The organism is Faecalibacterium hominis (ex Afrizal et al. 2022) (assembly GCF_049545105.1).
Classification (GTDB): domain Bacteria; phylum Bacillota; class Clostridia; order Oscillospirales; family Ruminococcaceae; genus Faecalibacterium; species Faecalibacterium duncaniae.
The window spans coordinates 140,880-152,967 of record NZ_CP186860.1 but is presented as its reverse complement, the minus strand read 5'-3'; the positions used below and the strand labels follow the sequence as shown (position 1 = coordinate 152,967).

Below are 12,088 nucleotides of genomic sequence, written 5' to 3'. Positions count from 1 at the left end.
TCGCTGCCGCCCGGTTTGGCACTTTTCAACGGTCCCGTTCCGTGTTACAATAGGAAAAAACGAAACCGGGTGATTTTTTGGAATTTTATGGTACCATCGGCCCCGCCTGTGCCCAGCTGGAGACCTTGCAGCGCATGGTGGAAGCTGGCATGACGGGCATCCGCATGAACCTTTCCCACGGGCCCCTTTCGGCCCACAAAGACTGGCTGGATATCATCCACGCCGTGGGCATCCCCCAGCTGCTCATCGACCTGCAGGGGCCGGAGCTGCGCATTGGCACGCTGCCCCAGCCCCTTGTGCTGGAACCAGGCCAGAGCCTCCGGCTGGGGCAAGGGGGTGTCCCCTGCCCGACGGCGCTGGTGCATGCAGCCCGGCCGGGCCAGAACCTCCTGCTGGACGACGGCAGGCTCCTTGTGCAGGTGGCCGAAGCCGATGGCGCTGCCCTGCAGTGTACTGTGGTACGGGGCGGCACCCTGCAAAGCCGCAAAAGCCTTGCGGCACCGGGGCTGACGGTGGCCTCCCCCACGTTGACGGAGGAGGACCTGCAAAACCTGCAGCTGGCGGGAGCCTGCGGCGTTACCGGGGTGATGCTGCCCTTCGTTCGGGGGGCTGAGGACATCCGCACCCTGCGCCGGGCGCTGGAACAGGCCGGGGCCGGGCAGATCCGCATTTTTGCCAAGATCGAGAGCCTTGCGGGGGTACAGGCCCTGCCGGAGTTCCTCCCCCTTGTGGATGAAGTGGTCATTGCCCGCGGGGACCTTGGCAACGCCATGCCCCTGTGGGAGCTGCCCCGGTGCCAGAAACAGCTTTCGGCGGTCTGCCGGTCTGCCGGGGTGCCCTTTATGGTGGTGACCCAGATGCTGGACAGTATGTGCAGCCGGGCGGTCCCCACCCGCGCCGAGGTCAGCGACATCTACAACGCCGTAGCAGACGGCGCTTCCAGCGTGATGCTCACCGGGGAGACCGCCGCCGGGCAGTACCCGGTGGAGGCCATGGAGTATCTTGTGCGCACTGCCCGCACCGCCTTGGAATAACCCAAAGTCAAAGACACTCGGTCGATCTGTGTTGCCGCATTTAGTCTAGAATTTTTCCGTCAATGGAAATGGTGACCACCTGCCACGGAATGAACTTTCCGCTGGTCTGCAGTGCCTTTTTCGCTGCCATCTCCAAGCCGCCGCAGCAGGGCACCTCCATGCGGAGGATGGTCACGCTCTGGATGTCGTTGCTGCGCAGGATCTCGGTGAGCTTTTCGCTGTAATCCACAGCGTCCAGCTTCGGGCAGCCGATGAGGGTCACCTTGCCGCGCATAAATTCCTGATGGAAATTGGCGTAGGCATAGGCCGTGCAGTCCGCTGCAATCAGTAGCTTTGCGCCCTCAAAGTAGGGCGCATGGATGGGTGCCAGCTTGATCTGCACCGGCCAGTTGCGCAGGCGGGAAACTGGCTGCACGGGGGCAGCAGCTGCGCTTTCGGCAGCCTCCGGCTGTTCCAGCATCCGCATCCGGGAGCCGGGGCAGCCGCCCTCGTGGAGATGCTTCATCTTCTCCTGCAGCTCTTTTTTCTTTTTGTTCTCCTGCACCGCTGCCTCGTCGTAAGCGGGGGCTTCCCGCTCCTCAAAGGTGATAGCACCGGTGGGGCAGCCCGGCAGGCAATCGCCAAAGCCATCGCAGAAATTTTCCCGCACCAGCTTTGCCTTGCCGTTGATAATATCAATGGCTCCCTCGTGGCAGGCGGTTGCGCACAAGCCGCAGCCGTTGCATTTTTCTTCGTCAATATGGATGATCTTCCGAATCATATCTATACTCTCCTGTTGTGGGTGTTTTTTGCATTTGCATCCTTATTATAGTATACTAAAGGCAGCTTGTATGTTTGAATTCCAACAAGGAGGGCTTTTATGCAAAAATATCTGCCTGTTCTGCGGAACTGCCCCTTTTTTACCGGGCTTACCGATGATGAGATCCTGTCCATCCTGCACTGTGTCAGTGCAGCGAAAATCACCCGGCCCCGGGGCTCCTACATTTTCCGTGCCGGAGATTCCACGGAGGTCATGGGGCTGGTACTGTCCGGCTCCACCCTTGTGATTCAGGAGGATCTTTGGGGACACCGCAACATCCTGTCCAAGTGCAATACCGGAGATTTTTTCGGGGAGCCTTACGCCGCCACTCCCGGTGCCATCCTGAACATCAGCGTGGTGGCAGAGGAGGATTGCGAGATCCTGCTGCTGAACGTCAAGCGGCTGCTCACCTCCTGCCCCACCGCCTGCGACCATCACCAGAAACTCATCCGCAATCTGGTCAGCGTTCTGGCAAACAAAATACTGCTTTTTAACGATAAGATCACCCATGTCAGCAAGCGCACCACCCGGGAAAAACTGCTGTCCTACCTGTCTGCCGAATCCATCCGGCAGTCCTCCCTTTCCTTTGACATTCCCTTTGACCGTCAGCAGCTGGCGGATTTTCTCTGCGTGGAGCGTGCCGCCATGTCGGTGGAGCTTTCCAAGCTGCAAAAGGAAGGGCTGCTGGTCACCAAACGGAACCATTTTGAGCTGTTGACCCGTTGACCGCTCCATGCGCCACCCGCAGGCGGCACCCTTTATTCTCCCGGTGATTCTTGAAGCCAGCCTTTGCGCAGCTGTTCCAGTGCGTGGGTCTCGAGCCTTGAGACATAACTTCTGCTGATCTGGAGCAGCTGTACCGTTTCCAGCTGGGTTAGGGGCGGCTGACCCGCCAGCCCGTACCGCAGCAGGATCAGCTTGCGCTCCCGGGCGGGATGTCTTTCAATATGACTGCTATGATAGCATGAATCCTGTGCTCTTACCAGAAAAACAAGGAACCACCATCCTGCTCCAACTGCACGTCTCCATTCAGCAAAACGGAGAGCGGCTTTTATACCGTTCTCCGTTATTTGCTCTTATTTTATCTGCGGTGTATCCTTTCGCTGCCGGGTGGATTTCAGATATTCCAGCAGCGTCTGGCTCACCACCGAGCTGGCAGTTTTGGAAAACGCCAGCCCCAGCGTCCGGCAACAGGCAGGCTCCAGCGGACGGGACACCACACCGGGGCAGCCGAATGCCTGCATCACCAGCTCCTGTGAGATGGTCACGCCCAGCCCGCTGCGCACGAACGCCATGATGAGGGTATCGTCCCGGAAGCTGTAAGAAATATTCGGCTTCACCGGGCACTTGAGCATCAGGTGCTGGATGTCATTATCACAGCCGGGCGTTTCAATGATGAGCGGATACTGAAACAGCTGCGACAGCGTTACGCTGGGTCGTGCAGCCAGTGGATGCCCCTCCGGGAACACGGCACACAACGGGTCGTCCCAGAGCGGGTAGAATTTCAGGTTGTCTGCCACAATGGATGAGAGAAAACCGCAATCCACCTGCCCATGGATGATCCATTCCCGGATCTCATCATAGTTGCCGTCCAGGATCTCTATCCTCACCTTCGGGTAGTTCTCCTTGAAATAGTGCACCACTTCCGGCATCCAGAGCGTTGTGATGCTGGAAAAGCTGCCCACCCGCAGCTTGCCCTCCACCTTGTGGTTGATATTGAACGCAGCCTGCCGCAGCCGGTTCTTCTGGTTGGCCAGTTCCCGGACGTAGGGCAAAAGACGTGTCCCGTTGTCGGTCAGGGTCACGCCCCGGTTGATGCGGGCGAACAGCTTCACGCCCAGTTCTTCTTCCAACCCCGCCATCATCTGGCTGATGCCGGATTGGGTATGGTTCAGTGCCTCCGCTGCTTTGGAAAAACTGCCCGTTTCGCACACTTTCAAGAATATCTCGTATCGGTCTTTCTGTTCCCGCATCTCAAATACTCCATAAGTAAAATTTATAGGTCGTAGTAATTTTATTCGGTTTACTGATATGATACTCCATGTTATCCTATATTACAATAGGAAATACGGATAGGAGTTTCAGAATCATGGAAAAGAAAGCAAGCAGTTTCTCCGGACAAATCGGATTTGTCCTTGCTGCCGCCGGAAGTGCGGTGGGTGTCGGCAACCTGTGGCGGTTCCCGTACCTTGCCGCAAAAGATGGCGGCGGTTTGTTTTTGCTGGTGTATCTGGTGCTGGTGCTGACCTTCGGTTTCACGCTGCTCACCTCGGATATCGCCATTGGCCGCCGCACCAAGCAGAGTGCCATCCGCGCCTACGAGAGTATGCGCCCCAAGTGGAAATTCCTCGGCATCCTGACCTTTCTGGTGCCAGTTCTGATTATGACCTACTATGCCGTCATCGGCGGGTGGATCACAAAATATGCGGCAGTCTACCTGACCGGACAGTCTGCTGCCGCTGCTGAGGACGGTTATTTTACCAGCTTCATCACCTCGCCGGTGTCGCCTGTGGTGTTCGCTCTGCTGTTCATGGGCGTGACGGCTTTCATCGTGTACAATGGCGTGGAGGGAGGCATTGAGCGGGTGTCCCGCTACATGATGCCCATTCTGCTGGTTCTGGTGGTGGTGATTGCGGGCTACGCCCTCACCCTGCGCCACGAGGACGCCTCCGGCCAGATGCGCACCGGTCTGGAAGGTCTGCGCTACTACCTGACCCCGCACATGGAAGGGCTGACCGTCAGCCGCTTTTTGCAGATTTTGCTGGATGCCATGAGCCAGCTGTTCTTCTCCCTCAGCGTATCCATGGGCATTATGATCACCTACGGTTCCTACGTCAAACCGGAAGTAGACCTGAACAAAGCGGTGAATCAGATCGAGATCTTCGATACCGGCGTAGCCCTGCTGGCCGGTGCCATGATCATCCCCGCCGTGTATGTTTTCTCTGGCACCGAGGGCATGAGCGCAGGCCCCAGCCTGATGTTCGTCTCGCTGCCCAAGGTATTCAACGCCATGGGCAAGGCGGGCGTGTTCGTTGGCATCCTGTTCTTTGTCACTGCCATTTTTGCCACCCTGACCTCCTGCATCTCGGTGCTGGAATCCATCACCGCCAACTGCATGGAGATCTTCCACTCGGGCCGCAAAAAGACGGTGCTTGTGCTGGCGGTCATCTATCTGGCCGCCTCTGCCGTCATCGCACTGGGTTACAGCATCTTCTATTTTGAAGTACAGCTCCCCAACGGATCGGTGGGTCAGCTGTTGGATATCATGGACTATGTCAGCAACAGTGTTATGATGCCTTTCATTGCCCTGCTGTCCACCATCCTGATTGGCTGGGTCATGACACCGGATTACGTCATTGACGAGATGCAGCGCAACGGCGAGACCTTCCGCCGCAAGAAACTCTACCGGGTGATGATCCGATACGTTGCTCCGGTGATGATGCTGGTGCTGTTTTTGCAGTCCACCGGGATCCTTTCTTAAGCCGAAAAGCCCCCGTGGACTTTTGGGAAACCGGACGAGCAGAAAGGGATTTACCCCGACACGCTTGGTTCCGTTATCATCTGATCCACGCCATTGAGGGTGCATATAAGTATCGGAAAGACTGATGATAGCAGTTTTATCGGATGGTTCTGCGGAGCCATCCGTTTTTTCTTATTCAGATCGCATTTTTTCTGTTTTCTCTTGACGGTGTCCCGCCAATGGAGTAGGATGGTGCTGCAAAAACGAATTGCAAAAGAGGAGATCCAAATGCAAATCAGCCTTTTATTGATGCAGCAGATCGCGCAGCTATTTCTGATTCTGCTGATGGGATATGCCGTTGTAAAAACCGGCTTGTTGAAGGCACCGGGCTGCTTTATTCCATGGGCATCGCCGTTGGAATGCACGTTGTATTTCTGCTTCTGAATGCGCTGTTCCGCAAAGCTCTCAAGCTGGACGCCGTGGAGCAGGTCAATATCATTTACAGCAATGCCGCCGCCTGTGCAACGGTCACCTCCATGGCACAGCTCTATGACCGGGATGCTTCTCATTCCAGTGCGATCTATGTCCTGAGCACGCTGCTTTCCATCCTGACCATGCCGCTGATGATCGGGTTGTTTGATCTGTTGCTCTGAAATACGAAAAAAGGCCGTCCGGCACCGTAGCAGGGCAGCCTTTACAACTACAAGGATGTGTCTCTATGAAACTACTCAAACAATTCATTCAGCAGGAAACGGTCCTCACCGCAGCCGCTGTGCTGGCCGTTATCTCCGCCTTCTTTGTTCCGCCGGATGTGCAGTATATCGGCTACATCGACCTGCGCACGCTGGCGATCCTGTTTTCCCTGATGACGGTCATGGCCGGGCTGCGGCGGCAGGGCTTTTTTGATGGACTGGGCCGGGCATTGCTGTCCCGCACCCACAGCACCCTTCAGCTGACGCTGGTACTGGTCGGGCTGTGCTTTTTCGGAAGCATGTTCATCACCAACGATGTTTCCCTGCTGACCTTCGTTCCCTTTACGTTCGTGGTCCTGAGCCGTCTGGGAGCGGATGTCCGCCGCTCCCTTCCGGTCCCGGTGGTCTGTATGCAGACCATTGCGGCAAACCTTGGCAGCATGCTGACCCCCATCGGCAACCCGCAGAACCTCTATCTTTACGGAAAAAGCGGCATGAGCATCGGGGGATTTGTGCTTCTTATGCTGCCTTACACACTGGTCTCTCTGCTCCTGCTGCTGGCTTGGGCAGCAATGGTCTGCCGGAAAGCCTCTGCCACCCTCTCCGTGGATGAGCTTGTTTCTTCTGCATCTCAGGGAGATCAGAAGATCATCCTGCTGTATCTGGTTCTGTTTGCCGTTTGCCTGCTGTCCGTGATCCGGGTGCTGCCCTATGGCATCGCCTTTGCCGCTGTACTCGTCTGCGTTCTTTTTGCAGACCCGCACACCTTACGGGCAGTGGACTATTCCCTGCTTTTGACCTTTGTGGCTTTTTTCATCTTCATTGGCAATCTGGGGCGCATTCCGGCCTTTTCCGGCTGGCTGCAGGAGTTTCTGACCGGTCGGGAAGTGCTGGTGGCGGTTCTTGCTTCGCAGGTCACCAGTAATGTTCCCGCCGCCCTGCTGCTGTCCGGGTTCACGGCAGAGACACAAGCCCTCATCATCGGCACCAATCTGGGAGGTCTTGGTACTTTGATCGCATCCATGGCCAGTCTTATCTCCTACCGGCAGATTACACGGGAGCTGCCACAGGGAAAGAAGCAGTATTTTGGGCTGTTCACCCTGTCCAACCTGATCTTCCTTGCGATCCTGCTGGGTGTGTGGTTTTTGCTCCGCTGAGCGTGGCAGATGACTTATGGATTTTCTATACCCTTTTTGTACCCGCAGTCGCAGTAGGGTCCGCCGGAGGCAAGGGTGTACTGCCGCACAAAGTTCGTCACACCGCCTGCTTCGCTCATGGTGTAGTCCAGACGGCACAGGGCGGGGGCCAGGTCGTACAGACCCAGCTCCTTCATCAGCACACACATCCCAAAGGGCATCCCTGCGTATTTCATTGTCTGTCTCCAAATCCGATCTTCACGATCTGCATTTTCATCCCGTTGTCCCCGACCCTTGCAAGAAACCGGAAAAAGCCGCTGACAGAAGGATCTTTCAAATCGTTGTACCCCAGCATATAGCCCCGGCTGGATACCCGTAACCGGCTGTCCCACTCGCCAATCTCCTTGGGAGCATCCGAAACCGCGAAATATGCTCCCACATCCTTGATTTTCGCCGTTCTGAGCCACGTTTTGGCGATCATCTTCACCGCCGTACGGTTGGCAGCATCAAAGACCAGCACTCCGCCGGGGAAAGCCTCCGCCATCCCCTGCACCAGATCCCGGACCTGCTGGGTCAGGAAGTAATAGAACACCCCGGAGGCAAAAAACACCGCCCCGCCGGAGGCATCGATCTTGTCAAACCATGCGGGGTCTTTCAGGTCGCGGGGGATGTTTTGCTCCCGCTCCCCGGCGGGCAGCAGCTGCTGCCGCAAGGCGATCACATCCGGGAAATCCAGATTGTAGATCTTGCATCTGCCATTGTCGCAGGCTCTGCCGGTGTTATCCAGCCCGCAGCCCAGATTGACCACTGCCGCGCTGGGATGGGTTTTCAGATAATTCCGTACTTCCCACGCAAGGTCATTCTGCCGCATAGCGACCTCCAGCGCACCGAAGCGCTGCATCAGGCTGCGAGAATTTTTCTCTGCCTCTGAAAAGTCGTAGTCGATCTGGTCGATCAGGCGCACCGCTGTTTCGTCCCGGTAAAGGTTCGGATACAGCTCTGTGCACAGCTTCCGGGAATACAACGGGAGGATCAGCGTCTCCTGCACGGTGTTTTTCTCGATTTTGTATTTCATAGGTTCCTTCCTGTTCTCCTTATTCTGCTTTCCGGCAGGCAAACCATGCCATGCTCTTCACTATTCCAAATGTTACGGTTGCACTACTTCACCGCTTTTGCGCCGTAACGCAAAGCCAGCTCTTTTTATTTTTGTGGCTCTGAATCTTACAGAATCCTGCTTGTTCCAGATACTCTTTCAGTGCAGTATCCGTGTAAATAGTCATCCCATTGATGATCTGTGTCCATTTGTCGTCTTTTGTTGTTTCGCCGTTCGCTTCGTTACAGATGAAAAAGACCCCGCCGGGCTTCAGCACTCGATAAACCTCTCTGAAATTCTGCGCAAGCTCCGGCCAGAAATAGACCGTTTCAAAGGCGGTCACCACCTCAAACTGCTCCGCTTCAAACGGCAGCTCTGCCACACTTGCCTGTTGCACGGTACACCGTCCTGCCGCAATGGCTCTGGCATTGACTTTTCGCGCTTTTTCCACGCTGACGGCTGAGTAGTCGATGCCCTGCACCTTGCCGTTAGGGCACAGTTTCAACAGCGTTTTAATGTTCGCTCCACCGCCGCAGCCGCAGTCCAGCACCATGGCATCCGGGGCAGGCTGTAAAAAGCACAGCCCCCATTCTGCCATTGCGCTGTGTCCAAAGTTCATCATAGCAACCATGATCTTCCCGCCAAGGCCTACGGGCTTTCGGGTGTTTTCAAAAAAAGACATAATGCCCCCCTCTTTCTGTTTACCGTTCACAATGCAATGCTTTTTACCAGATGCGCCCACTGCTCCGGGTGACAGGCCAGCAATTCCTCGTGCCGTAAGTTAAATAAGGCTAACTTTCTGTTCTATAAAAAGCCGCATCTCAGCGGCCCTTCTGCCAAAATAATACGCCCTGCTGTTGTCGCTGTCAAGAAGTTCAGGCATTTTCGGAGATTCCAAAAGAGATTTCGTTTTCAAGACCCCCAGCCGTCACCCCAGTGCCACATCCAGCACCATCATCACGCTGAAGCCCACTGCAAAAAATACCGTGCCAACGTTGGAGTGCTGCCCCTGCGACATTTCCGGGATCAGCTCCTCCACCACCACATACAGCATGGCTCCGGCGGCAAAGCTGAGCAGATAGGGCAAAGCGGGCACCACGATGCCTGCCGCCAGAATCGTCAGCACTGCCCCGATGGGCTCTACGATGCCGGACAACACGCCGCCCCAGAACGCCCGGCCTTTTTTCATTCCTTCCGCCCGCAGGGGCATGGAGATGATGGCACCCTCCGGGAAGTTCTGGATGGCTATGCCAAGGGAAAGTGCCAGCGCCCCGGCGGCGGTGATCTGAGCAGTTCCGGCAAGATACCCGGCGTAGACTACGCCCACTGCCATACCCTCCGGGATGTTGTGCAGCGTCACCGCCAGAACCATCATGGTGGTGCGCTGGAGCTGGCTTTTTGGCCCTTCGGCCTGCAAACTGTTCTGGTGCAGATGCGGGATGAGATGGTCCAGCAGCAGCAAAAACAGGATCCCCAGCCAGAAACCCACCGCCGCCGGGAAAAACGCCAGCCTGCCCAGATCTGCGGCCTGCTCCATGGCCGGGATCAGCAAACTCCACACCGATGCCGCCACCATCACTCCGGCGGCAAAGCCGGTGAGGGCGCGCTGGATGCCGTCACGCAGAGAGTTTTTCAAAAAGAACACACAGCCCGCCCCAAGGCTTGTGCCCAGAAAGGGGATCAAAATCCCCCAGAATGCGTCTTGTATCATGTAGTACCTCCTTATGGTTAAATATAACTAACTATGAAAGCAGTATACTGCGCTCCGGCAAAAAGGTCAAGGGCTTTGCGGTATAGAGGATGCAGGTCGTTTCCTGCATCGAAAAATTCACCTCTGCAAACTTGCCGGTTTCTACTTGACAACGCCCGGTGGGAGTGCTATTTTTGTTTCGTGAATTTGTTTTGCCTAACCATCTGAGGCGCTTTGCCTCTGCATTTTTTTGCATCAATTGTTAGGCAAAGCTAACTGTTTTTTCAAAACTGAGATAGAGGTGTGTTACCATGAGATTGAAAAAAGTATTTGCAGGTGCACTTGCGGCCGCTATGCTGGTATGCGCTGTGGCAGTCCCGGCCTTCGCTGCGGAAGAGGTAGAACAGGAAAACTGCCTGACCTCCAGCTATGTCCAGATGAACATCCCCTACGCCGACTTCTACAAGGCTGCCGGTGTGGACAACGCATCTGAGATCGACGCTGTGACCAGCGCCACCAAGAACAAGACCCGTGCGGGCAAGCTTGCCGCCGGTTCCTACCACGTCAACGCAGATGGCACCGACATCACCGGCGTTTCCTTCCCGGTCAAGGTGCTGACCCCGTGGGCGCTGGAGAACGCAAAGCAGGTCACCGATACCGACAGCTACGACATTACCGTTACCCTGAAGGGCAAGGAATCCACCACCACCTACACCGGCGCAGATGCCTTGTTTGAGAACGAGAGCTACGCTTACTACAAGCTCAGTGAGACCCCTGCCTGCTACATCACCGCATGGTATAACCTGCTGAGCGGCAAGTGGGAGTTTGGCAAGGTCAACGCCACCGAGACCACCGTAGAGGGCGCCGCTGTGGAGCTGAATACCAACGGTCACCACGCCACCTACGAGATGAAAATCTCCGGTTTTGATCTGGACTACAAGGCCAACAAGGTCTACGGCGTAGTTCTGACCACCGCCGATGGCAGTGAGTACGGCCTGCATCATGTGACCAACATCTGGCATGGTACCAAGCTGGGCTTCAATGCCGATGATCCTTACTTTGCATCCATCATCGGCAAGACGATTACTCAGATCACCTTCTACGCCGCCGACGGCGTGTATGTCCTGCCGGTCAGCGTGGCGCTGTGAGGCTGCGGAAAACTGCCTGATTTATTGTAAAATATAACACAAAAGGGCAAGGTCTCCTGAATGCAGGCGGCTTTGCCCTTTTTTCATTGCAGATGGAGCCCCATCGCAGGGTCAACAGTTTTTACGTCTGCAATACGGAATCAATATTGCCGGCATTACTCTGCAAATCACAAAAGGATCCATCCAACAGCGTTTTGGCAATGCTGGCAGGCTCCACGCCCAGCCAGCTTGCGCCGGGCAGGCGGATAGACCGGGTTGCCGATTTCCTCGGTGCTTGTGGCCGCCGAGGCAATTTCAAACTGTGCGGAAATCCCCGCCTTTTCCACTAAGTCCTTCATCACAAATTCCGCCATAGGGCTGCGGCAGATATTCACATGATACTGATTTATTGAATTTACTGCAACATGATCTTGAAGTTTATGTAATGTATTTCGGTAACAAAGGTATTCAGCAAAGACCGTTTACGCTATATCATTTTTTGAGTAATTCCAATGCCCTGTCCATTGGTACGCAGTCTGCATATCGTTCAGGCCAGAGAAATTCATTATAGTAATGGTAAGCCTGTTCCCTCGTCATGTACTCATTGTCCTGCGTAGAATTTGCATAGGCAGGAACAATCATGTGTAAGCCATGCTCAAAACCAGCCTCTACCGTGGCATTGATACAGAAATCAGTCATAATGCCACAAATCATCACGTCTTTTTCTTCCTTTGCAGTCAGATACTCAAGCAGACCACTCTCTTTTTTGAACGCACTGCATACGGACTTGATAAACCGTTTTTCATCAGGCATCGGTTGAAACTCGGAATAAACCTCAAACTCATCATCCCCGATAGAGAATCCGGTATCAGGTCCATCATCATGCTGTACATAAATAACTTCTATGCCTTGTTCTCGAGCTGCTCCAATCAGCTTTTTGATATTACCAACAAACTTTCTGAACTCATATAAGCGTTCATCCACGATACCATTCTGTGCATCTACAACCAATAAAACCATGAATAATCTCTCCTTTTTGAGCTTTTTGCTTTGATTC

14 protein-coding genes and 2 pseudogenes are annotated in these 12,088 nt (G+C 55.0%); 7 read left to right on the top strand and 9 right to left on the bottom strand.

The annotated features are described in order from the left end of the window. The first annotated feature begins 77 nt into the window (after nucleotides 1–77). On the top strand, nucleotides 78–1,034 hold the full coding sequence (locus ACKXGA_RS00805) for a pyruvate kinase (protein WP_117477520.1): 957 nt from the start codon (nucleotides 78–80) through the stop codon (nucleotides 1,032–1,034). A 40-nt stretch (nucleotides 1,035–1,074) separates the two neighbouring features. On the opposite strand, the gene ACKXGA_RS00800 is transcribed toward ACKXGA_RS00805, so the two are convergent. Then, a complete protein-coding gene (locus ACKXGA_RS00800; protein ID WP_423729862.1) occupies nucleotides 1,075–1,794 on the bottom strand; it encodes an ATP-binding protein in 720 nt (239 codons plus the stop codon). 99 nt (nucleotides 1,795–1,893) lie between these two features. On the opposite strand from ACKXGA_RS00800, the gene ACKXGA_RS00795 reads away from it, so the two are divergent. Continuing rightward, on the top strand, nucleotides 1,894–2,559 hold the full coding sequence (locus ACKXGA_RS00795; RefSeq protein WP_097770708.1) for a Crp/Fnr family transcriptional regulator: 666 nt from the start codon (nucleotides 1,894–1,896) through the stop codon (nucleotides 2,557–2,559). Between the two features lie 32 nt (nucleotides 2,560–2,591). On the opposite strand, the gene ACKXGA_RS00790 is transcribed toward ACKXGA_RS00795, so the two are convergent. Both ACKXGA_RS00790 and ACKXGA_RS00785 read right to left on the bottom strand, forming a co-directional pair. Next, a complete protein-coding gene (locus ACKXGA_RS00790) occupies nucleotides 2,592–2,780 on the bottom strand; it encodes a sigma factor-like helix-turn-helix DNA-binding protein (RefSeq protein ID WP_423730377.1) in 189 nt (62 codons plus the stop codon). 129 nt (nucleotides 2,781–2,909) lie between these two features. Beyond that, the gene (locus ACKXGA_RS00785) at nucleotides 2,910–3,806 is read right to left on the bottom strand and encodes a LysR family transcriptional regulator (protein WP_423729861.1); all 897 of its coding nucleotides are present in this window, start codon (nucleotides 3,804–3,806) and stop codon (nucleotides 2,910–2,912) included. A gap of 116 nt (nucleotides 3,807–3,922) precedes the next feature. On the opposite strand from ACKXGA_RS00785, the gene ACKXGA_RS00780 reads away from it, so the two are divergent. The 4 genes from ACKXGA_RS00780 to ACKXGA_RS00765 all read left to right on the top strand — a co-directional run bounded on the left by ACKXGA_RS00780 (nucleotide 3,923) and on the right by ACKXGA_RS00765 (nucleotide 7,142). Next, nucleotides 3,923–5,314 (top strand): sodium-dependent transporter, encoded by a 1,392-nt coding sequence (locus ACKXGA_RS00780; protein ID WP_423729860.1) that lies wholly within the window; start codon nucleotides 3,923–3,925, stop codon nucleotides 5,312–5,314. 267 nt (nucleotides 5,315–5,581) lie between these two features. Beyond that, a complete protein-coding gene (locus ACKXGA_RS00775; RefSeq protein ID WP_243137916.1) occupies nucleotides 5,582–5,737 on the top strand; it encodes a hypothetical protein in 156 nt (51 codons plus the stop codon). Continuing rightward, a complete protein-coding gene (locus ACKXGA_RS00770) occupies nucleotides 5,713–5,946 on the top strand; it encodes a hypothetical protein (RefSeq protein ID WP_423729859.1) in 234 nt (77 codons plus the stop codon). The genes ACKXGA_RS00775 and ACKXGA_RS00770 overlap by 25 nt, the downstream gene beginning before the upstream one ends. Nucleotides 5,947–6,011: 65 nt before the next feature. After that, nucleotides 6,012–7,142, top strand: coding sequence for an SLC13 family permease (locus tag ACKXGA_RS00765; RefSeq protein WP_423729858.1), 1,131 nt, complete (start codon nucleotides 6,012–6,014; stop codon nucleotides 7,140–7,142). 14 nt (nucleotides 7,143–7,156) lie between these two features. Here ACKXGA_RS00765 and ACKXGA_RS00760 read toward each other — a convergent pair. From ACKXGA_RS00760 to ACKXGA_RS00745, 4 genes and pseudogenes are all read right to left on the bottom strand, one after another. Continuing rightward, nucleotides 7,157–7,333: pseudogene (locus ACKXGA_RS00760) on the bottom strand (L-2-amino-thiazoline-4-carboxylic acid hydrolase); the annotation flags it as partial. Between the two features lie 20 nt (nucleotides 7,334–7,353). Then, nucleotides 7,354–8,196, bottom strand: coding sequence for a class I SAM-dependent methyltransferase (locus ACKXGA_RS00755; protein ID WP_423729857.1), 843 nt, complete (start codon nucleotides 8,194–8,196; stop codon nucleotides 7,354–7,356). An 88-nt stretch (nucleotides 8,197–8,284) separates the two neighbouring features. Next, on the bottom strand, nucleotides 8,285–8,896 hold the full coding sequence (locus tag ACKXGA_RS00750) for a class I SAM-dependent methyltransferase (RefSeq protein ID WP_117477513.1): 612 nt from the start codon (nucleotides 8,894–8,896) through the stop codon (nucleotides 8,285–8,287). A gap of 246 nt (nucleotides 8,897–9,142) precedes the next feature. Continuing rightward, nucleotides 9,143–9,925: a ZIP family metal transporter gene (locus ACKXGA_RS00745; protein ID WP_097770701.1), complete on the bottom strand. Its 783-nt coding sequence runs from the start codon at nucleotides 9,923–9,925 to the stop codon at nucleotides 9,143–9,145. A gap of 290 nt (nucleotides 9,926–10,215) precedes the next feature. On the opposite strand from ACKXGA_RS00745, the gene ACKXGA_RS00740 reads away from it, so the two are divergent. Next, nucleotides 10,216–11,052 (top strand): hypothetical protein, encoded by an 837-nt coding sequence (locus ACKXGA_RS00740; RefSeq protein ID WP_423729856.1) that lies wholly within the window; start codon nucleotides 10,216–10,218, stop codon nucleotides 11,050–11,052. 212 nt (nucleotides 11,053–11,264) lie between these two features. On the opposite strand, the pseudogene ACKXGA_RS00735 reads toward ACKXGA_RS00740, so the two are convergent. Beyond that, nucleotides 11,265–11,441, bottom strand: a pseudogene (locus ACKXGA_RS00735) (low molecular weight phosphotyrosine protein phosphatase); the annotation flags it as partial. A gap of 82 nt (nucleotides 11,442–11,523) precedes the next feature. Next, nucleotides 11,524–12,051 (bottom strand): isochorismatase family protein, encoded by a 528-nt coding sequence (locus ACKXGA_RS00730; RefSeq protein ID WP_156057662.1) that lies wholly within the window; start codon nucleotides 12,049–12,051, stop codon nucleotides 11,524–11,526. Nucleotides 12,052–12,088 lie beyond the last annotated feature (37 nt).

Excerpts from the sequence above, each read along its gene's own strand:
- ACKXGA_RS00730 (WP_156057662.1), bottom strand. The coding sequence starts at position 12,051 with ATGGTTTTATTGGTTGTAGATGCACAGAATGGTATCGTGGATGAACGC.
- ACKXGA_RS00755 (WP_423729857.1), bottom strand. The coding sequence starts at position 8,196 with ATGAAATACAAAATCGAGAAAAACACCGTGCAGGAGACGCTGATCCTC.
- ACKXGA_RS00765 (WP_423729858.1), top strand. The coding sequence starts at position 6,012 with ATGAAACTACTCAAACAATTCATTCAGCAGGAAACGGTCCTCACCGCA.
- ACKXGA_RS00785 (WP_423729861.1), bottom strand. The coding sequence starts at position 3,806 with ATGCGGGAACAGAAAGACCGATACGAGATATTCTTGAAAGTGTGCGAA.
- ACKXGA_RS00740 (WP_423729856.1), top strand. The coding sequence starts at position 10,216 with ATGAGATTGAAAAAAGTATTTGCAGGTGCACTTGCGGCCGCTATGCTG.
- ACKXGA_RS00780 (WP_423729860.1), top strand. The coding sequence starts at position 3,923 with ATGGAAAAGAAAGCAAGCAGTTTCTCCGGACAAATCGGATTTGTCCTT.
- ACKXGA_RS00745 (WP_097770701.1), bottom strand. The coding sequence starts at position 9,925 with ATGATACAAGACGCATTCTGGGGGATTTTGATCCCCTTTCTGGGCACA.
- ACKXGA_RS00750 (WP_117477513.1), bottom strand. The coding sequence starts at position 8,896 with ATGTCTTTTTTTGAAAACACCCGAAAGCCCGTAGGCCTTGGCGGGAAG.
- ACKXGA_RS00795 (WP_097770708.1), top strand. The coding sequence starts at position 1,894 with ATGCAAAAATATCTGCCTGTTCTGCGGAACTGCCCCTTTTTTACCGGG.
- ACKXGA_RS00775 (WP_243137916.1), top strand. The coding sequence starts at position 5,582 with ATGCAAATCAGCCTTTTATTGATGCAGCAGATCGCGCAGCTATTTCTG.
- ACKXGA_RS00770 (WP_423729859.1), top strand. The coding sequence starts at position 5,713 with ATGCACGTTGTATTTCTGCTTCTGAATGCGCTGTTCCGCAAAGCTCTC.
- ACKXGA_RS00800 (WP_423729862.1), bottom strand. The coding sequence starts at position 1,794 with ATGATTCGGAAGATCATCCATATTGACGAAGAAAAATGCAACGGCTGC.